Source organism: Gilliamella sp. B3482, assembly GCF_026536805.1.
GTDB lineage: Bacteria > Pseudomonadota > Gammaproteobacteria > Enterobacterales > Orbaceae > Gilliamella > Gilliamella apicola_E.
In genome coordinates this window covers 123213-148051 of sequence record NZ_JAFNNL010000005.1, presented here as the reverse complement: position 1 = coordinate 148051, position 24839 = coordinate 123213, and the positions used below count along the sequence as shown (strand labels likewise).

Here is a 24839-nt window from a genome sequence, read left to right as displayed (position 1 = left end):
AGCTAGCTCAAAATAATACCCAAACAATAAAGTAAATTAGTTAATAAAGCAAGTTTGACCATTTGTATTAGTAACGGTGCAGCGTCATTAACCGTCTTAAATTTAAATACCGCACTGATATGTTTTATATATAGTGGCAATGTTAATAAAAATAGTCCACTCCAAAAAGTATGTAGATTTTTGTAAGCAAATAAACTAAATAGACACAATGATATAATTAATAAAAGTAAGTGATAACAGCAACCGTAAGTTTTACCAATTAGCACAATCAATGTTCGTTTATGATGTTGTTTATCGCTTTCATAATCGCGTAGATTATTAATATTAAGTACTCCAACCGCTAATAATCCACTAGCAATTGCAGGTAAGATGAGTCGTGTCGATAACACTTTAGTCTGTAAGTAATCACTGCCAATTACCCCAACCAGCCCAAAAAAGATAAGGACAGAGAAATCACCTAATCCAATATAACCATAAGGTTTTTTCCCCATCGTATAGGTAATTGCTGCAATGATTGAGCATAATCCTAACAAGACAAAAATCAGAAGTTGTCGATAGTTGTTGCAGGCTAAAATAAGTAATGCAAGCCCTGAAGTAATACATAATAAAACGGTAATCCAAAGCGCTATTTTTAGTTGATTAAGCGTGATTAAACCTAATTGTAATCCCCGTTTATGCCCTGTTAAATTTTGTTGGTCACTGCCTTTAATTGCATCACCGTAATCATTAGCCAAATTGGATAAAATTTGTAATAACGATGCGGTAATGATTGATAGTAGCATAATCGATGGGTCAAAAGACCGTTGCCAATATGCTAGCGAATTTCCCATCAAAATAGCCGAAAGCGATAATACTAACGTTTTAGGGCGTAAACTAATAATCCATGGATAATATTTATTGGACATACGTTATTTATTTGAAAAATTTAAGCATTCATCATAACAGCTATTGATTGTATATTCACGTTTTAGCATTAACTAATTGAAGGTTTATTATTAACTTTTTTAGTATTTGAACGCACAAATTTTTTTATTTTTTTGAAATATCTTCTCATTTTTCCTTCGCGTAGTGCTGCAATAAAAAAGCCTAGCGAACCATATATGACTCCGAGAAATAGAATCATAAATATATTAAATACATTATCTGACAAACCTAACCCCATCTGATTTACACCAGCAATCATATTTGTTGCCCATGTAGATGGTAACATTCGCGATACCGTTTGTACCCATAACGGCATAGCATCAAGAGGCCATATAGTACCGGATAGGTAAAATACGGGGGTAGTCAAAAAGGCTAAGGTTAGGTAAATCATCTCGGTTCGATGTAAACATTCAGTGAGTAATTTACTCAACCCCAACACCGCTAATAATAGCGGAAATGTCATAATAATAATTTCGGGTATGCTTGCTAATTGCCTATAGCCAAGAACCCAAGGCCATAATCCAAAGAGGACTAAAGACAAAAAGAGCCATATTGGTATAAGACCGCATAAACTTCCGAATATAACAATCTTTGGTGGTTTACCTTGGGGCAAGGAGTGCAAGGTGATATTGGTACGCGTTGAGGCAATCAAAAAGGAGTGTTGCAACAACATGACGAGTAATCCAGGAAAAGTTATCGCCGCAAAACTAATCCCGGCATTATAAAGCGGCATCGTTTGCCCTTTTATTGGCGATAAGATGATATTAATCTGCGGATCAGAAAAACCAGCATTGCGCATTACCCGCGTATTATATTCGGTTAATATTTGTTGATATATTCCTCTAATATCAACTTGTATTAGACCATTAGCTAGACGGCTAGAAGCATCACCATAAGCAGGAATTGTCACCTCTTCACCGTTTAAAAGACGTTTTTCGAAATTTCTTGGGATGGTAAATACCGCAAATAATTTACGACTGTTAATATCATCATAAGCTTCTAATGAATTTTCATAAGTAAGCACATCGATTTTAGAACTGGTATTTAAAGATCGAATCAAACTTCGACTTGTAGCGCTATGATCCTGATCAACAATTGCAACCGGCAAATTGGTGATGGTGCCATTAATATAAACTAAGCTCATTAATGAAACAGAAACTAATAGCAATAACCACATTGGCCGCATTAGCATATAAAAAAACATTTTTATAGCTGAAGATAAAAATAGCTTAAGCATCCAAATATTGCCTCTTACTGTGAATGTAAACGTTTGACTAAACGTTTTCTAACTAACACTGTAATAATTATTGGATAGATCATTAAAATCCCACATGTTTTTAATACAGATAGATAACTGGAATGTCGTAAAAAGAGATCGAATAATTTATTCAGTGCATAGGTTAAAGGCTCAAGTGACGAAATAAATCTTGCTATCCAAGGCATCGACAATTCAGGCACCACTACTCCTGAATAGGTCAATGCAAGCCCCACCAATACCCCAATATAGGTATATGCATCTAATACTGTTTTAGTAAATGTATAAAGCAAAATACCAATACTTTGCGCAGCAATAACATAAAAGAATACCACCAGCATCATAGCAAATGGCGAACCAGATACGCGCGCATCAGAAAATAAAACCAGCATAGCTATTTCAAACATCAATAACATGGTATACCAGATGGTATAAGGAGCTAGTTTACCTAATACAAATGGATAATTAGGCCGAGTCCGTTTAGGTAATCGCGATAAAATATGAATTGTTGTGGTCACTACAAATAATTGTAACAAATGAACTACCGCGGAAAATTGCTGGAAGTACATTGAGTTACCACTAGCATTAAATAACCCATCATAATTGAAATTAACTTGAGAAAGCTTAGGTACGGGCAAACCTATACTGGTTGCCATGGTCGTCCGATATTGTGTATTTAATGAAGCAATTAGGCCGGAATAGTCCATAATAGAGTATAAGCCAGCACTATAATATAAAGCATTATAATAAAGCATCGGCGTTGGTTGACGACCAGCTAACACATCGGCTTCAAAATTAGGCGGTATATAGAGAATGGCGTAAATTTTAGCTTTTTCTAAATCACGTTCAGCCATTTTTAACTGATTATCATAATTAATTAGATTTGCGTGCGCGCCAGCGTTAAGATCCCGAATAATTTCACGAGATAAGGTACTTTTATCTTGATCAACATAACCTACTGGAAGATCAAATAATACACCTCGATAAAATATACTGCTGATGATCACAAAAATAATCAGCGGTAAAATCCACATTAACCAATGGAAAGTAAAACGCTTAAATATAACTGGAATTTCATCATTAAATGCTTCTTTAAAGCGATGCCAGAAATCTGAAATTAGTTGTCTATTTTCCATAATGTACTCATACCTGCGCGTAAGCCTTCAACAGGTTTAGTTGGATAAAGTCTAATTTCAAAGGTTTTCAAATCGAAATCACCCGTTGCTCGAGTAGCACGTTTAGTTGCATAATCGCCCATTGGTGAAATAAAACGAACTTCCGCTTCAACTTCTTTATTACCAAGGGCTGGTACTTCCAACTTAACATGGTCACCCTTGTGAATATTAGGCATAATATTCTCACGAATATTAAACACAAAATAAGCTTGTGGTAATCGAATAACTGTTAATAGTGGGCTATTTACATTAAACAGCTCGCCTACTTCGGCAGGAATTGAACCAACCTCACCATCTACAGGCGCCTTGACTTGCAGATCATCATATTGAATCTGTAATTGTTTAAGTTGCTCTTCAGCCTCTTGCAATTTAGCATTATAGATCTCACGCTGTTCAATACGATCACCGTTTTTCGCTTGATCTAAGTTGGCTTGGGCTGACAAAACCTGCTGATGAGCTGCATCACGCGTTTTAAGGGCATTATCTAATATTGATTGAGAAACAAAACCTTTTGCCGAAATGGCTTTATTACGATTGTACTCTTTCGAAGCATTATCATAAGAAACTTTTGCTTGTTCCAATAACGCTTCATAATAGCGAATACTTTCTTCACGAGTACCGTTTTGAGAAAGTTCAACTTGCGCTTTTGCTTGATCTCGCCCAGCTTCGGCAGCTTTAACTTGAGCTAAAAGCTCAGGACTGTCAAGCGTAATTAAGACATCATTTTGTTTAACATCATCGCCACGATTGACATGAATTACTTGCACTCGCCCCTTGGCTTTAGAGGATATGCTGACATTAGGTGCATCAACTTCGCCTTGCAAAATAAGCTGGCTGCTATGAGCACGTATTAAGATCGTCATTGAAATTAAAATAACAATCAATGCAATAACAATAAAAATTTTTTTATTCATAAATTTGTTTTGAGTGACAATTGTAAGATAAGGCCTAAAGAACTAGGATAATTGTATGCAATCAAGAATTAACATACTTCAAAAATGATTACTATATCATACGATATAACGCTTTATTTAAACAATCTAAGCTATATTTCTATGCCCAAATAAGGCTAAACGGGATTATTTACAACTATATTGAATGATATTCTATTTCACCCTTAAATAAATTTCAATAATTGTAAACCTCCATTTTAATAGATTTCATTTATAAATGTTATCAGTCAAAAGAAATAGATAAAAACCTACTTATTTAGTATGATATTTTACAATTGAAATAATAAGGCTTGAAATATGCAAAAAATAATTATTATTGGTGGTGGTGCCGGCGGTTTAGAGCTCGCTACTGACCTAGGTGATAAGTTAGGCAAAACGGACAAAGCTCAAATTACCCTAATTGATAAAAACAGTTATCATTTATGGAAACCATTATTACATGAAGTAGCAACGGGTGTACTTGATGAGCAAGTTGATAATATTTATTATGCATCTCAAGGACAACAACATAATTTCGAATTTACCCAGGGTACCTTTACTGACCTTAATCGGGACCAAAAACAAATCACTATTATCAATCATCAAGATGAATCAGTCGCTATTGATTACGACATTTTAGTTATTGCCATTGGTAGTACTTCTAACGATTTTGGTACACCTGGTGTTAAAGAACATTGTATCTTTTTAGACGATCAAAATGCAGCGATTCGCTTGCGAGAAACCTTAATAAATAAATTCACCAGTTTCTGTTCAATTATCGATAATGATCAAAGCACCGACGAAGATAAAATTCGAATTGCTATCGTAGGCGGTGGTGCAACTGGCGTTGAGTTAGCTTCTGAACTACCACACATGGTGGAAGCATTTGGTGCCTGTGGTCGTAATAAGATGTGTTCCGATCTTTTAGATGTGTCGGTTATTGAAGCAACAGATCGTATTTTACCAGCCCTACCAGAAAAAACTGCGGCAAGTATTACTAAAACACTTGAAAAACAAGGTATCCATGTATTAACCAAGACCATGATTACTAAGGCTGAAAGCGATGGATTTTATCCAAAAGAAGGCGATACTATTAAAGCCGACATTATGATCTGGACTGCGGGTGTTAAAGCTCCTGATTATTTAAAGGAAATTGCTGGATTAGAGTCAAGTCGTTCAAATCAATTGGTGGTAAAACCAACATTGCAAACTTCTCGTGATGACAATATTTTTGTTATCGGCGATTGCGCTTACGCAATGCAAGACAATGGCCATGCCTCACCACCTACTGCTCAAGCTGCACATCAAATGGCAAAAATTTGTTACGAAAACATTATCAACATATTAGATAATAAACCATTAAAATCCTTTAAGTATACCGATAATGGCACAATCATTTCTTTACATGATACCGCGCAAGGTGTGGTTAAAATAGCCGGAAAAAGTGAAATGGGTGTAAAGGGATGGTTTGCGCTAATTATTCATCGATTGTTGTATCGAATGCATCAAGCGAGCTTGTTAGGTATTTTCAAAACGATTCGTTTTGCTCGAGCCAGTAAAGTTATGTACAAAACAAAATCGACATCTATTTTCAGTAATCGGGATTAATGACTGAAACACGACTAAAAGCTACTTAAAATTTATTTAAGTAGCCATTTTAGCTAATAATTTTATAATATTACCTTGATTTATTTTTTAAGTAGAAAATCATGCGTTCTATTTTGATTATTATATTACTTTTCACTACCTACACGACGGCCACAGCAGATTACCTAGATGGCGATATTATTTTCCAATCTTCTCAATCAAACCAAAGCAAGGCGATTGAGCTAGCAACCAAGTCACCTTATAGTCACATGGGAATAATTTTTATTAAAAATGGAAAACCTTATGTCTTTGAAGCAGCATCTAAAGTGGTCTATACACCGTTTGATAAATGGGTAAATCGAGGAAAAAATAGAAAATATATAATTAAACGCCTAAAAGATCACACTTTATCACAAAAAGAAATTGCTAATTTAAAACGAGTTGCTCATTCATTTGAAAATAAGCCTTACGATATTTGGTTTGGCTGGGATGATAAGTATATTTATTGCTCAGAACTAGTTTGGAAAATTTATAATAAAGCACTTAACTTAAAAATTGGACAATTACAAAGGATTAAAGATTTTAATCTGTCAGCACCAGCAGTTAAACAAAAACTAACTGAACGCTATGGAGATAAGATCCCTTATCAAGAAGCCGTTATTTCACCAGTCGCTATATTCAATTCACCATTATTAATAACAGTAGATCAACATTGGTCGAATTAGATAAGTAACAATCTCTTAATTGGAGCAAAACTCTTACGATACAAATGGTTGATACCGTGTGATTCTATAGCCATTAGGTGATCTTTGGTGGGATATCCTTTATGCTTTGCCAATCCATATTGCGGATACAATTTGTCTAATTCAACCATTTCACGATCACGAGTCACTTTCGCAAGAATCGACGCTGCGCTAATTTCAGCAACAAGTAAATCGCCTTTAACGACGGCTTGTGTTTGAATACCAAATTCAGGACAACGATTGCCATCCACTAAAACATAATTGGGTTTGATTTTTAAGCCAGACACCGCCCGTTGCATAGCCAGCATAGTGGCATGAAGAATATTAAGCTTATCAATCTCATCGACTGATGCTCTAGCAACACTCCACGCTAATGCATTTTGCTTGATAATATCAAATAAAGCTTCACGTTTTTTTTCTGTCAGCTTTTTAGAATCGGTTAATCCCTCTATCGGTTTATTTGGATCTAAAATCACAGCAGCAGTAACAACATCACCACACAGAGGGCCTCGCCCAACTTCGTCAACTCCGGCAATTAATGTGGCATTAGGGTAGGTAAATTCTAACAACAATGTGAATCCTCTAATACATCAAGTACAGCTTGTGCTGCTTGTTCATCTGCATTACAACGAATTTGTTTATGCAAAGCTAAAAATATCGCTTTTAATTCGGTATTATCACTTTCTAAAAAAGGAAGAACATGATTAGCGATATTTTCTGGTGTACAGTCATGTTGTAGCAACTCAGGTACTATTTCTTTACCTGCTAAGATATTTGGTAACGACACATAAGGCGTTTTGATTAACTTTTTAGCCAACCAAAACGTAAAAGCTTTCATTTTGTAACCGACAACCATTGGGCATTTAGCTAACATACATTCAAGAGCAACCGTTCCAGACGCTAAAATTGCCGCATTACTGGCAATCATTGCTTCACGAGCATGACCATCTAATAACTGCACATTAAGTTGTGGTGCGATTTCAGCTTTAATTCGCTCAAACTCTTGTCTCCTTTTCTCATTTGCTAAAGGAACCACAATATGTAAATCAGGAAATTTGTCACGTAGCAATTGAGCCGCCTTTAAAAAAGGCTCAGATAATAACGTCACTTCAGCATGACGGCTGCCAGGTAAAAGTGCTAAGCATTGGCAATCAAGCGGGATACCTAATTGTTGACGCATTGCGGTTTGATCTGGTTCTAAAGGAATGTCATCAGCCATTTTATGACCAATAAAACGACAAGGAACATCAAATATATCGTAAAAGGCTTTTTCAAAAGGAAGAAAAGCTAAGATAAGATTAGTATTTCGTTTAATCTTAAACACGCGCTTTTGTTTCCAAGCCCAGACTGATGGGCTCACATAATGAATAGTTTTAATACCAGCTTGTTTGAGTTTACCTTCTAATGATAGATTAAAATCAGGCGCATCAATACCAATAAATATATCAGGTTTTAGTTCAATAAGACGTTTAGTGATATCTCGACGAATAGCTAAAATACGACGTAATCGACCTAATACCTCGACAATGCCCATCACGGACAGCTCTTCCATTTCATACCAAGCTTTACAGCCTTCAGCTTGCATTTGTGGTCCAGCAATTCCAACAAATTTAATATTTGGATGGTGTTTTTTGAGAGAACGAATTAAACCTGCACCTAAAATGTCACCAGATGTTTCACCAGCGACAAGTGCTACAGTTAAAGCTTTATCAGTCATTAACGAATAATGCCACGAGTCGAACGAGCAAAAAAGTCAGTAAACAGTTGAACTTCAGGGTACTGTTTAGCTAACGATTCAATTTCAACTTTGGCATCGTCAAGGGTTAACCCATTTCGATAAAGAATTTTGTAAGTATTACGAATGGCTTGTAGTGCTTCTTTACTAAAACCTCTACGTTTCAATCCTTCATAGTTAACGCCATGTGGTGTTGCATGATTGCCTTGTGCAATAACATAAGGAGGAACATCTTGGGCAACACCAGAACAACCACCAACCATTACGTGAGATCCGATAACACAAAATTGATGTACAGCTGTCATACCACCAATAATAACATGATTGTCTAACTGCACATGACCGCCAAGCGTTGCATTATTCGCTAAAATACAATTATTACCAATAATACAATCATGAGCAACGTGTGCATTAATCATGAATAAATTATCACTACCAATACGCGTTAACTCCCCCCCTTGAACAGTGCCGCGATGAATCGTCACACTTTCACGAATCATATTACGATCACCAATTTCAGTGCGAGTTGGTTCTCCACGATATTTTAGATCTTGGTTAACTTCACCGATTGAAGCAAATTGATAGATTTGATTATTTTGACCAATTTTGGTGTGTCCATTAACGACAACATGTGATTTTAAAAAAGTGCCATCACCAATTTCAACATGTTCACCAATATAACAAAAAGGCCCGATTTTGACGTTATCACCAATCTTTGCCCCCTTTTCTATTACTGAACTTGGGTGTATTTCCGTTGCCATAGCAATTCCTTAATACATTTGGGATATTTCAAAATCAATATTATTTACGAGCACACATCATTTCGGCTTCACAAACCAGTTTACCATCAACTGTTGCAACACCATGGAACAATGCAATACCACGACGCTCTTTAATATATTCAACATCAAGTACGATTTGATCACCTGGCACGACAGGACGTTTAAAACGCGCTTTATCGATTGAAGCAAAATAATAAAGCTGTCCTGGCGATAACTCTTCAATACTTTTAAAAGCTAAAATTCCAGTCGCTTGCGCCATCGCTTCTAAAATTAATACACCAGGGAAAATCGGTTTATTTGGAAAGTGACCTTGGAAGAATGGTTCATTAAAAGTAACATTTTTAATGGCTTTTAATGTTTTGCCTTTTTCATAACTAAGTACGCGATCAACCATTAAAAATGGGTAACGATGAGGCAGTAAACTTATGATTTCTTCAATATCAAGGGTATTAAGTTCGGTAGTCAAAATAGCTATCCTTATACAATATTTACTATAAATTGGATCTATTATAACTGAGGATACCACTTTCACTCAAGGAGTGATTTTTCAGTGTATTTTTACAGTTTTCAATAACAAATAAACCTAATTTTATATAAAAGATGCTTAAAAAATATTTTGTATTATAGTAGATCATATAATACGATTGGTATTTAACTAAATGATCTTTTAACTTGGAGAGTGAAATGAAATCATTTATTAAATTGACATTAATAAGCAGTATTATCATATTAACACTTACAGGCTGTAGTGATTTTCTGAAGTGTTTTTACGGTTTTTAATAACAAATAAGCCTAATTTTATATAAATTAATTAGATAAAAGATACGTAAAAGTTATATTATCCTATAATAGATCATATATAATACCGTGAATATTTAGCTAAAAGATCTTTTAACTTGGAGAGTGAAATGAAATCATTTATTAAATTGACATTAATAAGCAGTATTATCATATTAACACTTACAGGCTGTAGTGATTTTCTGAAGTGTTTTTACGGTTTTTAATAACAAATAAGCCTAATTCTATATAAATTAATTAGATAAAAGATACGTAAAAGCTATATTGTCCTATAATAGATCATATATAATACCGTGAATATTTAGCTAAAAGATCTTTTAACTTGGAGAGTGAAATGAAATCATTTATTAAAATGACATTGATAAGTAGTGCTATCGTATTAGCACTTGCAGGTTGTGATGATAAAAAAACTACCGAAGAAAACAAAACACCTGCTACTACAACGACAAATGCTACCGAAACAGCACCTGCGCCAGCAGAAAATAAAGCAGAACCTGCTAAAACCGATGATAAAGCTGATTCTCTAAACAATAAAATAAAAATTACCACTGAAGCCCAAAAAGAGTCTTATGCATTAGGTTCTTCATTTGCTAACTACCTAAAATCAAACTTAGAACAAAATGAAGTAAAAGCAGACCAAGAATATCTAATCAGCGGATTTAATGAAACCATGAAAGGTAATTCACAACTTAATCAAGAAGAAGTGAACACAATTCTAGAAGCTTTCGGTAAACGTATCCAAGAAGAAAGCCAAGCGCGTTTTGAAAAGCAAAAAACTGAAAATACCGCGGCTGGTGAAAAATTCCGTGAAGCATTTGCAAAAGAACCTGGAGTAATAAAAACTAAATCAGGTTTATTATATAAAGTTATTCAAGAAGGTACTGGAGCTCACCCAACTGCCAATGATACTGTTATCGTTCACTATGTTGGTACATTAACTGATGGTCGTAAATTCGATAGTTCTTATGACCGAAATGAGCCAGCAACCTTCCCACTTAACGGTGTAATCAAAGGTTGGACTGAAGGAATTCAACTCATTGGTGTTGGCGGTAAAATCAAATTAGTTGTTCCACCAGAATTAGCTTATGAAGATAAAAGCTTGCCAAGCCAAGGTAACAACGCCAATATTACCCCTGCGTCAACTTTAGTTTTTGAAGTTGAATTGCTTGGTATTGATAAAGATAATAACGAAGAAGCTATTCCAACTGCTCAGCCAGTACAAGCACCAAACTAATTTGATGAAACCATTAAGTTACACGCTGGTTATTATGGGTCCTGCTTATGGGACCCAATCTGCTTATTGTGCTTATCAATTTGCTCAAACATTATCTTCAAATACAAATCATTCAATCAATAACATCTTTTTTTATGCTGACGGTGTCTATAACGCTAATCATTTTACTGATCCGGCCAATGATGAATTTGATCTCGTCAAAGCATGGCAAAACTTAGCAAAACAAAACGCTTTAAAGCTGAAGGTTTGCGTGGCAGCAGCACAAAGAAGGGGAATTAGTATAGAAAATCTTGCTGAACATTTTGAACTAACTGGTCTTGGTGAATTGAGTGAGGCAGTAGCAAGTTCTGATCGAATCCTACAATTTTAAAAAGGTAGATTAGATGAAAAACGTAGCAATTATTATTAGTACTCCACCACACGGCAATGCAAAAGGCCGAGAAGCATTGGATACTGCTTTAGCTTTATCAACATTTAATCATATCTCTGTCTTTTTTATGGGCGATGGTGTTTTTCATCTATTACCTAATCAACATCCAGAAGAGATATTAATGCGAGATTACATAGCAACCTTTAATATGTTAGATCTTTATGACATTGAAGATGTTTATGTTTGTAAAACAGCTTTAGATGAGCGGAATTTAAGCCAGATTGCCTTCAATATTCCTAACCAACAAATCGAAATTACCCAGTTTCATCTGTTACTCGCGAATCAAGACACTATTTTACGCTTTTAATGACCTTCAAAAACCCCGCTCCTCAACTTTTTTTATAATTCTATAAACAAAATCTATGCTTGCCAAAGATAATAAAAATCCTCGTGGCTTTTATCATTACTACCACGAGGAGAATATTGATAAAACTTATTTAATAAAATTGATATTAAACTAATTTTTTCATTTTATCGGCAATCTTCTCAGCTTGTTGACCAACAACAATTTGAACGCCAGTTTTACCTAGTTTTATCACTGCCATTGCACCAAGTGCTTTAGCTGCTTGCTCATCAACCAAATCTGAATCATGAACATTCAAACGTAAACGTGTGATACAAGCATCAATATTAGTTAGATTTTCTTTACCACCAACGATAACTAAATATTGTTCAGCAAGCTTAGAAGTATCACCTACAGTTGGTACATTCTCTTCAGCTGAAGTATCGGTCACATCGTCTTCACGTCCCGGCGTCTTAAGATTGAATTTAACAATAACAAAACGGAACACAATATAATATACAAAGAAAAATACGACACCTTGAAGAATAAGCATATACCAATGTACAGCCAAAGGATTGCGGCTGGATAACAGCATATCGATTAAACCTGCACTAAAGCCAAAGCCAGCTATCCATTGCATGGTTGCAGCGATAAATAGTGAAATTCCAGTTAAAATAGCATGGATCACATAAAGTACAGGTGCTACAAACATAAAAGCAAATTCTAAAGGTTCAGTAACCCCAGTGAAAAATGCTGCAAATGAAGCGGCTAACATGATCGATGCGGTTTTATCTTTATTGCCTTTTTTAGCTGTATGATACATGGCTAATGCTGCACCCGGTAAACCAAACATCATAATTGGGAAAAATCCTGCTTGATAGCGACCGGTAATACCAATGGTTGCTAATCCATCATCAATAGATTTTTGTCCTCCAAGGAAAGTTGGTATATCATTGATGCCAGCCACATCAAACCAAAATACCGAGTTAAGTGCGTGGTGTAAGCCGACCGGAATTAACAAACGGTTAAAGAAGCCATAAATACCCGCCCCAATAGAGCCTAAATCTTTAATGTATTTACCAAAAGCAACTAATGCATCATAAATAGATGGCCATATAAAATATAAAACAGCAGAAACTAATAGCATAACGATAGAAACAATAATGGGAACTAACCGTTTACCACTAAAAAAAGCTAACGCTTTATGTAATTCAACAGAACTGAATCGGTTATATAATTCAGCTGCAATAATACCAACTAAAATACCAACAAACTGATTATTAATTTTTTTAAATGCAGGGGAAATTTGTGATTGCCAACCATCAACACTAGTATCAATACCATTAAATAATGCAATAGAACTTGGTGAAAGTAATGTTGTGACAACTAAAAAACCGACTAATCCAGATAATGCAGCTGCACCATCTTTATCTTTAGACATACCATAAGCAACACCTATAGCAAATAGGATTGGCATGTTTTCAATAATTGCACCACCAGATTTTATTAAAAAGGCAGCAATAATACTATTTTGTCCCCAGCCATTTGGATCAATCCAGTAACCTATACCAAGCAATATTGCCGCTGCAGGTAATACTGCCACCGGCACCATTAATGAACGCCCAATGCGTTGTAAATAAGCTAAAATTCCCATAAGTTTTACCTCATATTATTATTTTGGGTTACTTAAAAAATAATGAAATTTCACATCGTTAAGTAAATGTAAGTAAGTCAACTATATTTCACATTATATTATTTTACTTCGCAAATTAAATGTTTGCTTTTTGTGATTTATATCACGATTTATTTTTGATTAATTAGTTTAATATAGTAGAATATGCTCAACATATTTTACGTTAAAAAAAAAGATTTTATTTAATTATATCAGAAGAGGCTGTATCTTATGAGACTTATTCCTTTAGTAAATGCGCAAGAAGTCGGCGCTTGGGTAGCACAGCGCATTGTTAACAAAATTAATCAATTTAAACCGACAGCGGAACGTCCGTTTTTATTAGGTTTACCTACAGGTAGTTCTCCGCTAGTTATGTATCAACAACTCATCAAACAATATCAAGCAGGTAAAGTCAGTTTTAAACACGTTGTTACCTTTAATATGGATGAGTATGTCGGTCTTCCAGAAGATCACCCTCAAAGTTATCACACTTTTATGTATGAAAATTTCTTCAACCATATTGATATTGATAAAAACAATATCCATATATTAAATGGTAATGCACCAGATATCGATCAAGAATGCCGCGAATATGAAGAAAAGATTAAATCTTACGGTAAAATCAATATTTTCGTTGGTGGTGTTGGTCAAGATGGGCATATTGCATTTAACGAACCAGGTTCTTCACTTTGCTCAAGAACTCGAATTAAAACTTTGACTGAAGACACAATTATCGCTAACTCACGCTTCTTTGATAATGATATCAAACAAGTTCCGAAACATGCGTTAACGATCGGTGTTGCAACATTAATGGATGCACAGGAAGTGATCTTATTAGTTTGTGGACACAACAAAAGTTTAGCGTTACAAGCCGGTGTTGAAGGATGCGTTAATCATTTATGGACAGTTACCGCATTACAAATGCATCCAGCATCAATTATTGTTTGTGATGAGCCAAGTACTGATGATCTTAAAGTGAAAACACTAAAATATTTTAAACAAATGGAAGCTGATAACCTTAAAGTGACCGTTTTATAAAGGATAACTCAATGTACGCATTAACAAATTGTCGTATTTACACTGGTTATGAAATTCTTGAAAATCACGCCGTTATTATTGACGGCGATAAGATTGCCAAAGTTTGTAAACAAGAAGAACTACCAGCTAATATCACTACTGAAGATTTACAAAGTGCCATTGTTGCACCGGGTCTTATTGATATTCAAGTCAATGGTTGTGGTGGTGTACAATTTAATGAGACCCTCGATGCGTTAAGTATCGAGACATTAGAAAAAATGCAAAAAACTAACCTAGTTTATGGTTGTACAAGCTATTTACCAACTTTAATCACATCAACTGATGAATTTATGATTAAAGCAGTAAACGTTATGCGTGAGTATTTGGCTAAACATCCAAATCAGGCATTAGGTTTGCATCTTGAAGGTCCTTACATTAACCCAGAAAAGAAGGGTATTCATAATGTAAATTACATCCGCCAACCTTCACAAAAAATGATCGACTTTCTTTGTGAAAATGCTGATGTCATAAAAATCATTACGTTAGCCCCAGAAAAAGTTGAATCTCACTATATTAAGCAATTAGCTGATGCTGGTATTCATGTTTCTGTCGGTCATTCTAACGGTCATTATGAAGATTGTCGTCGTGGTTTTAATGCTGGTATCCGTTTAGGAACGCATTTATTTAATGCAATGCCTTATATCACTGGACGAGAGCCTGGTGTTGTTGGCGCAATTTATGATGAACCCGAAGTTTATGTCGGTATTATTGCTGATGGTCAACACGTAAGTTGGGCTAATATTCGTAATAGTCATAAAATTAAACAAGATCATTTAATTTTGATTACCGATGCTATGTTATTAGCAGGGTCTAATTTAACCTCTGGCGTATTTGCTGATAAAACTATCTATTATAAAGATGGCCGTTGTGTTGATGAAAATGGCACTTTAGGTGGTTCAGCATTAACTATGATTGAAGCAGTTAAAAATGCAGTTGAATATGTTGGTATTGCTTTAGATGAAGCTCTAAGGATGGCAACGCTTTATCCTGCAAAAGCAATTGGTGTTGATAAACAACTTGGTACAATTAGTGAAAGTAAAATTGCGAACTTAGTTATTTTTAATCGTGATTTTTCAAACGTGAAAACGGTTGTTAATGGAGTAATGACCCGCTAGAATGTTAGATAGTTAATGAAAATATTGAGATAAAATATGACCTTTAATTATCTACACCTAGTTGGCAATGCTGAGCTAATCAAACAATTAAATTACGCTATGATTTACCGTTTGATTGTTCAGCAAGCCCCAGTTTCACGGATACAACTCGCCGAAATTAGTCAATTAGCACCAGCCAGTATAACCAAAATTACTCGCCAACTTATTAAAAAAAATTTAATCAAAGAAGTTGATGCACAGCAATCAACTGGTGGGCGTCCGGCTGTGTCAATACAAGCAAAATTTGGTTACTATCAGACTATTGCCATTCAATTAAGTCGTTCCCATGTTACCATTGAACTATATGATCTTGGTGCTAACTGTTTAGTATCTGAAGTTTATCCATTAACCTCGTTTACCCAAGAATCAGCTGAAGAATATTTAATTGCATTAATTGAACAGTTCATAGAGCAAAATAGCAAAAAAATAAAACATCTTGTTGCTATATCAGTGGTATTACCAGGTTTGATTGACTCTGTTCGCGGGATTATTCGTTATACACCTCATATTCAAGTTAAAGCTTGGCCTCTAGCAGACGTTCTTCGTAATAAATTTAACATTTCGATTTTTATTGGCAATGATATTCAAAGTTTAGCTTTAGCCGAAAGTTATTTTGGCTCAACTCAAGATGTTGATGACTCAATTTTGATTCGTGTACATCGCGGTGTGGGGTCCGGTGTAATTGTCAATCAGCAACTATTAACAAACCATAATCAAAGTGCTTGTGAAGTTGGACACATCCAAATCGATGCGTTAGGAGAGCGTTGCCATTGTGGAAATTTTGGCTGTTTGGAAAATCGTGTAGTTAATAAAGCAATCGAGTTTCGAGCTAAACAGATGATTGAGCAAGGTTATCCAACTAAATTAAGTTTAGATAACTGTAATATTTCCACTATTTGTAAATATGCTAATCAAGGCGATGAGCTGGCAATTAAGTTAGTCAAAGATGCTGGTGAAAATCTTGGTCGTGCTGTTGCTATGATGGTGAATATTTTTAATCCACAACGAATTGTGTTAGCGGGTGAATTAACTAAATCATCAGAAGTGTTGTTAAATGCGGTAAACAGCGCGTTAAACGCACAAAGTTTAGAAGAGTTGAGAAAAAATCTTACTATCAATTGTTCATCGCTTAATGACCGTTCAGCAATTGGCGCATTTGCATTGATACAACAAGCGTTATTTAATGGTTCATTATTAATGACATTGTTAGAAAACAACATTACATTATAATGTGCATATATCACAAAAAAGCCCGGTAACCGGGCTTTTTTTTGATTAAGCTAAGATGCGAAGCATCCTTCTTAATGGTTCGGCAGCTCCCCATAATAACTGGTCGCCAACAGTAAAGGCTGATAAATAGTCTTTACCCATATTAAGTTTACGTAAACGTCCAACTGGCGTAGTTAATGTGCCAGTAACAGCTGCTGGAGTCAGCTCACGCATTGATAAATCACGATCGTTAGGTATAACTTTAACCCAATCATTATGCGCAGCAAGTAGTTTTTCAACTTCTGGCACACTGATGTCTTTTTTGAGTTTGATGGTAAATGATTGACTATGGCAACGTAATGCACCAATACGCACGCAAAGTCCATCAACAGGAATAATTTGGCTAGTACCTAAAATCTTATTCGTTTCAGCCTGGCCTTTCCATTCTTCTTTACTTTGACCATTATCAAGAGCTTTATCAATCCAAGGGATTAAACTACCCGCTAATGGCACACCAAAATTATCTGTTGGTAAACTACCATCACGCATTTTTTGCGTCACTTTCCGTTCAATATCTAAGATCGAAGAATTAGGGTCTTGTAGCTCTTTAGCTACTTCGGCGTTTAACATGCCCATTTGGGTAAGCAATTCACGCATATGACGCGCACCGCCACCTGAAGCAGCTTGATAAGTTGATACTGATACCCAATCAACTAAGTTTTCAGCAAACAATCCACCAAGCGACATTAACATTAAACTTACAGTACAGTTACCACCAACAAAGGTTTTGATACCTTTATCTAAAGCTGCATGAATATTAGCTTTATTGACTGGATCAAGAACAATGATTGCTTCATCTTCCATTCTCAATGTTGATGCCGCATCAATCCAGTAACCTTGCCAGCCAGTTGCACGCAATTTTTTATAAATTTCAGAAGTATAATCACCACCTTGGCAAGTCACTATAATATCTAATGCTTTCAAAGCATCAATATTATCGGCACTTTGTAATGTTCCTGTTTTACCACCAAAGGTAGGGGCAGCTTGACCAGCTTGAGAAGTAGAAAAGAAAACAGGATTGATATAATCAAAATCATGCTCTTCAACCATACGTTGCATAAGGACGGAACCAACCATTCCACGCCAACCAACAAAACCAACATTTTTCATATTTTATTTCCAACGGTAGATGTTATATAAAGAAATCTTTATTGACTATTAAAACAAAATATCACCATAAAACAAGTGAGATAAGAATTATTTTTTAAGAGTATTAAAAGATAATAGCGAATTATATAAAACTATCGTTATTTAAATTGCTGGCTAGTTTTTATTGATATTCCTTTTCCAGATAATTTTTCACGATGATAAGTACACCCAAATGACTTATTTGATGATGAGGATTGTCATAAATAATATTAACTCTAATATTAACTATTTTTTAATTATGGTGTTGGCGTGGTTTTCCAAATAAAAAACTCGACTGTATTTAGAAAATTATCAAAAAAATGCCCTTCATATTGATCTGCTACAACTAATACCTGCTGTTTTTGGGTATGGTTTATCTCATTAAGACGAGCGATAAATTTAGCACTTTGCCATGGTGCTACACGTTCATCTTTCAAACCTACCGAAATCATAACCGGTGGATACGTAACATAATCTTTTAAATTTAAATAAGCATCTATTTTAGATAAATCCTTTAACTGTTTTAAGTTTAATGGCGAGCCAAACTCAGCAAAGTTTGCTTTACCAATGGCGATTTTATCTAATCGACTCATATTTAACATACCCACATTAATGGATGCCGCAGCAAAAAGTTCAGGATGTTTAGCTAATGCCATTCCAATTATAATACCACCAGCACTCTCACCGCTGATAACTAGCTTAGATGGTTGAGTAATATTATGATTAATTAAATATTGTGCGCATGTTATAAAGTCATCAACTGAGTTTTGTTTATTAGCTAAGCTACCGCCAATATGCCAACCTTCGCCTAATTCTCCACCTCCTCGAACGTGAGCAATTGCAATTATTCCACCTCTTTCAAGCCAAATTAAACGTGTAGCATCAAAAAAAGCGCGCTGACTTACACCATATGCACCATAGGTAGTTAACCATGTAGGAGCTGTACCATCATATTTGATCCCTTTAGGATGAATAATCGTCATAGGAACAAGTGTTCCATCGTTTGATTTTACCCATTGTTGTTCAGCCTCATAGTTTGCAAACGAAAAAGCACTGGGATTAATCATTTTTGAATCTTGAATTGAGCCATTATCGGGGTTATAGGTAAATATTTTCGGGGGAACAGTCCAATTTTGAGCAGTAAATAATATTTCTTTGCGATCAGTATCACTAAAAATGGCGGTTATTTCTTCACTATTTGTAAGAGAAATCAATTTAACATGATGAGGGTCAGTAAAAGGAATAGCAACAAACTTGGGTGTTTCTGACTCATGATAAGCTAAGTAAATAGCATCTTTACTTGCTGCAAATTGGGTCAAATCTCCATTTTGCCATTCCATAATTTTTTCTTCTAATTGGCTATTCTTATTCAAATTCACACGCGAAATAGTATAACCAGACAAAGCATTGTATTTAGCTAAATATAACCAATCACCTTTTAGAATAAAATTGGTAACTTTTTGTTTTCTATCGATGATTTTTTGCCAGTGAACTTTAGTATTATTAAGATTATCATAATGTTTAAGGTATAAATCGATACTATAACCAGATATAGAAGATGAGATAGACGCAATAGCCCAATTACTAGAAAAAGATAAGGCTATATTTTGATCGGTAACGGGGTCATAACCAGTTATTTGATTTTTACTAAAGATTAAGACATCATCTTTTGTCTTAGTATTTAGATGGTGCAAATATAACTCTTCTGTGCCCGATTTTGGGCTATTTTGTTGATATTTATCATTTCTTTTATAAAAAAAAGATAAATTATCATTTGACCAAATAATGCTTGGATCCGATATGCCTGTTATATGATCATTAAGATGTGATTTAGTTTTTACATTGATAATTTTTATTGATGATATCTCAGCACCATTTTCATAAATACTATAAGCAATATATTGCCCATCACGTGAAGGATAAAAATCATATATACCATAGCCAATAGGAGGATCTATCAACAATTTTTCATTATTGTAGCGATCTCTAACAAAAAGGCGATTATACGGATAATCTGCTGTTTGTTTGAAATAAAAACAATTATCGCCTACATATTGAATATCAGAAATTCTAGGTTCAGAACCAAAATCAGTTAATTGATTAAATCGTTTACTGACAGTTTTTGACCATGGTAATGCATCTAGTATGTTGACGGTTCGTTCAGACTCAGATAATAACCAATTACTGATTAACTGTGGCTGATTTTCCATCCAACGGTATTTATCGTTCGCTTCGATTTTTTTTAACGTTAATTCATTATTAGTTGTACAACAGCAACAAATACTACTTAACAAGAGAATCAATATTATGATAAATGTTTTCTCTTTAGATATAGTCAAATTTACCTACCTATTAATTCTATATAATTCAAGGCTTAGATAAAAAGGTATAACTAGTAATGAATAAAAGCAAATATAATTTTATTTGAGTTAAAAATATATTTGCCTTATTAAAGTTAAATTAATTGATTATTTATCTGACCAGCTTAAAACTCTTCATCTTCTATTATTGATGACGTCATTGACACCATATTATAGTGCTCAATACTTTGTTGAGCTGTTTGCATTAGTTCTGATAGTAAATCATCTAGCGCCATTTGTGTTCTTAGCATAAATGTTGCCAATAACATGGGTATATTCACCCCAGTAACAATTTCTAGATTTGGATAATTGGCCATTAATCTGGTTAGTGTGTTAAAAGGGGTTCCGCCTTTTAAATCCACCAAACACAATATTGCCTCACCTTGTTGAGCAAAGCTTGCTAAATGATTTTCAATCTGCTGTTGAAACTCATCTAACGATTGCCCCATTAAAAAGGGCACTGCTTCACATAAGGTTTGTTTACCACAAATCATCTCGGCACTTACGATCAGACTTTGAGCAGTAGGTCCATGAGTACTGATTAATACCGCAACCATTGTTGCTCTCCTTAATAATCCAAGCAACGATAGTAGCGACGAATAGTCATTGGGTGCCGATTTAAGTGTTCAACGTAAGCATCAATTCGGTTATTTATCGTTCTAAACACAAACGGTGATAAATGACCACGATATTTTTCTGATATACCCGGTAATGGATAGTCTTTGGTATCAATAATGGTGTAGTTACCACAAATTTGTGGTAAGAATTTTGCCACTCTTTCACTTAATGGACGTTGACTATCTTCACCAACATAAACAGTTACAGCTGTATCACGGTCAATCACTTCTAATGTGCCATGGAAAAATTCAGCAGACTCGATCGATTTTGAACGTAGCCAGTGTTGCTCTTCCCAGTAGCACATCGCATGAGAATAAGTTGCACCCCATTGGTTGCCAGCGCCGACAAAATAGTGCATAGCATCGTTATGATGTTTCAATGCGACTTCTTGCCCGAATGCATCAGCTTTTTTCGCCACTTCGACGATATTTTTAGCAAAATGTTGATCCATTTGTTGATAAAATTCATCATAATCAGGGTATTCGCCCGCCAAATACATTAAGCGATCAGCGGCCATAAAGAATTTCAATTGCTCATTCATTGGGTAAGAAATCACATGGTGCGCCATTTTACCTAATGGTGAATCGGCTTTATCTAAAAAGGCTAAAACTGTTGCACCCACATCTTGTTGAATTTTATTAATAGCCTCAACGACCTCTTGGGTTGAGCCTGTAACAGATGAGATGATAATTAAGGTGTCTTTGGTTATACGCTTATTGCCGGTCACCAGATATTCCGCTGCATGTTGAATAAAGGTTTCAATGGCTGATTTTTCTTTCATATGGACAACTGCTTGCATCGATGAAGCGTAAGTTCCGCCAATACCTAACCAGCACACATTACTGTAACCACGGGAGTGAATTTTATCGATAAATTCATTGATTTGTGGACGAAGTGCTAATGCGCCATTCATGCTGTCGAGTTCTTTTTTTTCATCGTATTTTCTCATGCTCTAATCCTCTTAATTTTAGATTTAGTAATTTCATCAAATTCCGGATATGTTGATTTTTCCAGATTGTGACCTTTTAACTGTGATACTTGATAGCTAAGTAAGTGAATAGGAATTGTCATAAACAGCGAAGTTAATCGCTCATCACAACTGATACCTAGACATAAGTCATTTTGTGTTCGGTTGCCTTGTTGATGTGCATAAATTGTTACAACATTTTTCACATACTGATTTAAGAATTGTTTTAAGGAATCGGCTCTTTGCGCCAGTCTTCCTTGCGGTTCAATAAAAATGATTTGATCATCGCTATGCAAACCCAGATAAGGGCCATGCATATACTCTTCGAGCTCTTTACCCAACGCAGTGTTGCGTACGGTTTCGGTAAATTTAGTTTCTCCTTCCCTTGCAACTCCGTAGGTAGCACCGTAACCGATCAATATTACCCGTTGAGCTAGAGTATATTGATCTTCAAGGCGATTAACCCAAGCTTGTGAACGCTCAATGACTTGTGGTAATAATTGGGTAATCGTTTTAATCTGATTCATATAGTCATCAAATTTGGCTTGATTAATGGTTTCGGTTTTTTGCCCAATAATGAGGCTAATTAAGATCAAATCTAAAATAGTGATACTATAACCGGCACTGACATAAGGCATTTCTTCAATCGGCATCCCCATAGATAAAACGTGATTGCTAACTTGATACAAAGGACTTTGTGGATTGCTGGTCAGGCTATATATCGTCTTGTTATGGTGAATAAATTCCTCAACTAAATAAATGGTTGAATAACTCTCTCCACCTTGTGAAATGGCAAAATAGAGTGTATTTGGATCGTTATAGTGCAGGTAATTGGCCGCCATTGAAGGATCTTCAATATAGACAGGAATCTTCAACAGTTCGCTCATTATTGGTCTTGCACCATAAGCAGCATTAGCACTGGAGCCAGTGGCGAAAATGACAATGGCATTAAGCTGTTTTATTTGACTTAAATCGATATGATCGGCAAATAACGCCTTATAATTATCTAAAACAGCTTGATAATATTTCGGCTCTAATGCGACATAATCAGCAATACTTTTCATTGTTAATTCCTTAACTTCCTAATAACCCAGTCCAGGCACCGAAAATACCAATGGCGGCGATAAGTAGAAGGATCCAATGTGCTTTAACGCCTTTTCTCACCAATACAAACATAAATAGCGTAAAGAGTAACGGTAGGATCTGTGGCACAATGCCGTCAAAAATATCTTGTAAGGATGCCGAATCATCACCGGTACCTATTTTCAATGGCATATTGAGTGTCACCATGGTGGCAACCATTGCCCCGACCACACAGAGCCCGAGTACTGAAGCACCATAGGACAATTTATCCATTAAGCCCGTTTTTTGCACTTTTTCAATAAAGGACGCGCCAATGTTATAGCCAATTAATAAGCCAAAATATCGTGCTAAAATCGCCGGCACATTAAAGATAAGCAGGAATAACAATGGACCTAAAATATTGCCTTCCAGCGCTAAAGAGGTGCCAATGCCGGTGGCAATAACACGTAATGTCCCCCAGAAAAAAGAGTCACCTAAACCACTCAACGGCCCCATTAACGCAATTTTGACATCATTAATCGAACTTTTATCAAATTCACTATCGGTGGCATTCTGTTCTTCCATAGCAATACAGATGCCTAAAGGGAAAGTAATTAGCCAAGGGGTAACATTATAAAATTCTAAGTGGCGTTGATAGGCATCGGTAAGGTCAACTTGATTATCACTATAAATTTTATCTAAAGCCGGGCGCATGGCATAGGCATAGCCTAAGTTCATTTGCCGTTCATAATTCCATGACCATTCAGCGGTGAAAGAGCGCCAAAAAGTTCGGGTTAATTCTTTATTGGTTATTAATTTAGAATTCTTCGTTTTCATAATCGATCTCCTGTGCACCTAAAACGTTGCCAGTTGTTAGCTTCTGACTGTCTTGCTCTGTTACGCCTTTTTTTCCATTAAATGAGGAGTAACCGGTCAAAATAAGTGCTAGGCAGGCACCAAAAATGGCCACGCCAGTAACAGGCACTTTCATATAAACGGCTAAAGCAAAGCCAAGAACAAAAAAGGTGACATTGGTTTTTTTAATCATAATTTTCATTAACATAGCAAAACCGAACGCCGGTAATAAGCCGGTGGCAATACCTAAACCATCGATAATAAAGCGAGGAATCATTTCTAATAAGCCATTGACCGCTGAACTACCGAATAAGTAGGAGAATCCAACCACTAAACCAATTGGCAGATTGATTGAAAAGAAACCACCGAGTATATTCATTCGATCCATACCTTTGCCGTTGCCTTCGCTGGCGTATTTATCGGCTTTGTGAACAAAGTAAGGAAGAATAAAAAGAAAACATAAATTTTTGACTAATAAAACCAGTGATGCAATTGGAATGCCCAGTGCTAAGGCGATTTCGGTACTTTTCCCAGCGCCAATGGCAAAAGCGGTACCTAAAACACTGCCGGAAATTATTTCCGGTGGAATGGATGCACCGATTGAAAATGATCCGACAAACGCTAATTCTAACGTTGCCCCAATTATAATGCCTTGTGTGATATCACCCATGACTAAACCTGCTAAGGTACAAGTCACTAACGGTCTGGATAACATTGATGAACCTAAAAAGTATTCACCATTTGCTAACATCGCAATCAAAGCTAACAGTAATGCGGTTAATTCGATACTCATTTTGTA

The 24839-nt window shown here is 35.5% G+C and carries 24 protein-coding genes; 8 read left to right on the top strand and 16 right to left on the bottom strand.

Annotated features, from left to right (window positions below; genetic code table 11):
- Positions 1 to 2 precede the first annotated feature (2 nt).
- From J3U18_RS09460 to J3U18_RS09445, 4 genes are all read right to left on the bottom strand, one after another.
- Positions 3 to 905 carry a 1,4-dihydroxy-2-naphthoate polyprenyltransferase gene (locus J3U18_RS09460; protein ID WP_267353794.1) on the bottom strand — a complete coding sequence of 301 codons (903 nt, stop codon included), beginning with the start codon at positions 903 to 905 and terminating at the stop codon, positions 3 to 5.
- Positions 906 to 973: 68 nt separating this feature from the next.
- On the bottom strand, positions 974 to 2161 hold the full coding sequence (locus J3U18_RS09455; RefSeq protein ID WP_065562722.1) for an ABC transporter permease: 1188 nt from the start codon (positions 2159 to 2161) through the stop codon (positions 974 to 976).
- 14 nt (positions 2162 to 2175) lie between these two features.
- Positions 2176 to 3315, bottom strand: coding sequence for an ABC transporter permease (locus J3U18_RS09450; protein WP_065562723.1), 1140 nt, complete (start codon positions 3313 to 3315; stop codon positions 2176 to 2178).
- Entirely contained in the window at positions 3297 to 4268 is a 972-nt protein-coding gene (locus J3U18_RS09445) for an HlyD family secretion protein (RefSeq protein WP_267353792.1), read from the bottom strand. The genes J3U18_RS09450 and J3U18_RS09445 overlap by 19 nt, the downstream gene beginning before the upstream one ends.
- A 336-nt stretch (positions 4269 to 4604) precedes the next feature.
- On the opposite strand from J3U18_RS09445, the gene J3U18_RS09440 reads away from it, so the two are divergent.
- Both J3U18_RS09440 and J3U18_RS09435 read left to right on the top strand, forming a co-directional pair.
- Positions 4605 to 5894, top strand: coding sequence for an NAD(P)/FAD-dependent oxidoreductase (locus tag J3U18_RS09440; protein WP_065562725.1), 1290 nt, complete (start codon positions 4605 to 4607; stop codon positions 5892 to 5894).
- A gap of 101 nt (positions 5895 to 5995) precedes the next feature.
- A complete protein-coding gene (locus J3U18_RS09435) occupies positions 5996 to 6598 on the top strand; it encodes a YiiX family permuted papain-like enzyme (RefSeq protein ID WP_267353791.1) in 603 nt (200 codons plus the stop codon).
- Here J3U18_RS09435 and rnhB read toward each other — a convergent pair.
- From rnhB to fabZ, 4 genes are read right to left on the bottom strand one after another with little or no spacing between them, the layout of a single operon-like run.
- Positions 6595 to 7188, bottom strand: a complete 594-nt coding sequence (gene rnhB, locus J3U18_RS09430) for a ribonuclease HII (protein ID WP_267353789.1) — start codon at positions 7186 to 7188, stop codon at positions 6595 to 6597. The two genes, J3U18_RS09435 and rnhB, sit on opposite strands and share 4 nt — an antisense overlap.
- On the bottom strand, positions 7179 to 8333 hold the full coding sequence (gene lpxB / locus J3U18_RS09425; RefSeq protein WP_267353788.1) for a lipid-A-disaccharide synthase: 1155 nt from the start codon (positions 8331 to 8333) through the stop codon (positions 7179 to 7181). Before lpxB ends, rnhB begins: the two co-directional genes overlap by 10 nt.
- Positions 8333 to 9112: an acyl-ACP--UDP-N-acetylglucosamine O-acyltransferase gene (gene lpxA / locus J3U18_RS09420; protein ID WP_065562729.1), complete on the bottom strand. Its 780-nt coding sequence runs from the start codon at positions 9110 to 9112 to the stop codon at positions 8333 to 8335. Before lpxA ends, lpxB begins: the two co-directional genes overlap by 1 nt.
- 40 nt (positions 9113 to 9152) lie before the next feature.
- Positions 9153 to 9599: a 3-hydroxyacyl-ACP dehydratase FabZ gene (fabZ, locus tag J3U18_RS09415; RefSeq protein WP_034882348.1), complete on the bottom strand. Its 447-nt coding sequence runs from the start codon at positions 9597 to 9599 to the stop codon at positions 9153 to 9155.
- Between the two features lie 666 nt (positions 9600 to 10265).
- Between fabZ and fkpA the strand changes: the two genes are divergently transcribed.
- Genes fkpA through tusC form a run of 3 tightly spaced genes read left to right on the top strand, consistent with a single transcriptional unit; the run spans position 10266 to position 11902 of the window.
- The gene (fkpA, locus tag J3U18_RS09410) at positions 10266 to 11165 is read left to right on the top strand and encodes an FKBP-type peptidyl-prolyl cis-trans isomerase (RefSeq protein WP_065562730.1); all 900 of its coding nucleotides are present in this window, start codon (positions 10266 to 10268) and stop codon (positions 11163 to 11165) included.
- A 4-nt stretch (positions 11166 to 11169) separates the two neighbouring features.
- Entirely contained in the window at positions 11170 to 11535 is a 366-nt protein-coding gene (gene tusD, locus J3U18_RS09405; protein WP_267332240.1) for a sulfurtransferase complex subunit TusD, read from the top strand.
- A gap of 13 nt (positions 11536 to 11548) precedes the next feature.
- Complete coding sequence (tusC, locus tag J3U18_RS09400; protein WP_267353787.1) at positions 11549 to 11902, top strand: sulfurtransferase complex subunit TusC; 354 nt, start codon at positions 11549 to 11551, stop codon at positions 11900 to 11902.
- A 145-nt stretch (positions 11903 to 12047) separates the two neighbouring features.
- On the opposite strand, the gene nagE is transcribed toward tusC, so the two are convergent.
- On the bottom strand, positions 12048 to 13532 hold the full coding sequence (gene nagE, locus J3U18_RS09395; protein WP_065562733.1) for an N-acetylglucosamine-specific PTS transporter subunit IIBC: 1485 nt from the start codon (positions 13530 to 13532) through the stop codon (positions 12048 to 12050).
- 249 nt (positions 13533 to 13781) lie between these two features.
- Here nagE and nagB point away from each other — a divergent pair, with 249 nt between their 5' ends.
- The 3 genes from nagB to J3U18_RS09380 are packed head-to-tail and all read left to right on the top strand — an operon-like array spanning position 13782 to position 17011.
- Positions 13782 to 14588, top strand: coding sequence for a glucosamine-6-phosphate deaminase (gene nagB, locus J3U18_RS09390; protein ID WP_065562734.1), 807 nt, complete (start codon positions 13782 to 13784; stop codon positions 14586 to 14588).
- Positions 14589 to 14599: 11 nt separating this feature from the next.
- Positions 14600 to 15742 (top strand): N-acetylglucosamine-6-phosphate deacetylase, encoded by a 1143-nt coding sequence (gene nagA, locus J3U18_RS09385; RefSeq protein ID WP_267353785.1) that lies wholly within the window; start codon positions 14600 to 14602, stop codon positions 15740 to 15742.
- A 36-nt stretch (positions 15743 to 15778) separates the two neighbouring features.
- On the top strand, positions 15779 to 17011 hold the full coding sequence (locus J3U18_RS09380) for an ROK family protein (protein WP_065562736.1): 1233 nt from the start codon (positions 15779 to 15781) through the stop codon (positions 17009 to 17011).
- 45 nt (positions 17012 to 17056) lie between these two features.
- Here the strand turns inward: J3U18_RS09380 and asd are convergent, their stop codons facing one another.
- The 7 genes from asd to J3U18_RS09345 form a co-directional block, all read right to left on the bottom strand.
- The gene (asd, locus tag J3U18_RS09375) at positions 17057 to 18160 is read right to left on the bottom strand and encodes an aspartate-semialdehyde dehydrogenase (RefSeq protein ID WP_267332215.1); all 1104 of its coding nucleotides are present in this window, start codon (positions 18158 to 18160) and stop codon (positions 17057 to 17059) included.
- Between the two features lie 275 nt (positions 18161 to 18435).
- Complete coding sequence (locus J3U18_RS09370) at positions 18436 to 20517, bottom strand: prolyl oligopeptidase family serine peptidase (RefSeq protein WP_267353782.1); 2082 nt, start codon at positions 20515 to 20517, stop codon at positions 18436 to 18438.
- 146 nt (positions 20518 to 20663) lie between these two features.
- On the bottom strand, positions 20664 to 21095 hold the full coding sequence (locus J3U18_RS09365; RefSeq protein ID WP_065733663.1) for a PTS sugar transporter subunit IIA: 432 nt from the start codon (positions 21093 to 21095) through the stop codon (positions 20664 to 20666).
- 11 nt (positions 21096 to 21106) lie between these two features.
- The gene (locus J3U18_RS09360; protein WP_065562740.1) at positions 21107 to 22105 is read right to left on the bottom strand and encodes an SIS domain-containing protein; all 999 of its coding nucleotides are present in this window, start codon (positions 22103 to 22105) and stop codon (positions 21107 to 21109) included.
- A complete protein-coding gene (locus J3U18_RS09355; RefSeq protein WP_267353780.1) occupies positions 22102 to 23187 on the bottom strand; it encodes an SIS domain-containing protein in 1086 nt (361 codons plus the stop codon). Before J3U18_RS09355 ends, J3U18_RS09360 begins: the two co-directional genes overlap by 4 nt.
- A gap of 10 nt (positions 23188 to 23197) precedes the next feature.
- Positions 23198 to 24022, bottom strand: coding sequence for a PTS system mannose/fructose/sorbose family transporter subunit IID (locus J3U18_RS09350; RefSeq protein WP_065562742.1), 825 nt, complete (start codon positions 24020 to 24022; stop codon positions 23198 to 23200).
- A complete protein-coding gene (locus J3U18_RS09345; RefSeq protein WP_220225430.1) occupies positions 24003 to 24833 on the bottom strand; it encodes a PTS mannose/fructose/sorbose/N-acetylgalactosamine transporter subunit IIC in 831 nt (276 codons plus the stop codon). The genes J3U18_RS09350 and J3U18_RS09345 overlap by 20 nt, the downstream gene beginning before the upstream one ends.
- Positions 24834 to 24839: the final 6 nt, after the last annotated feature.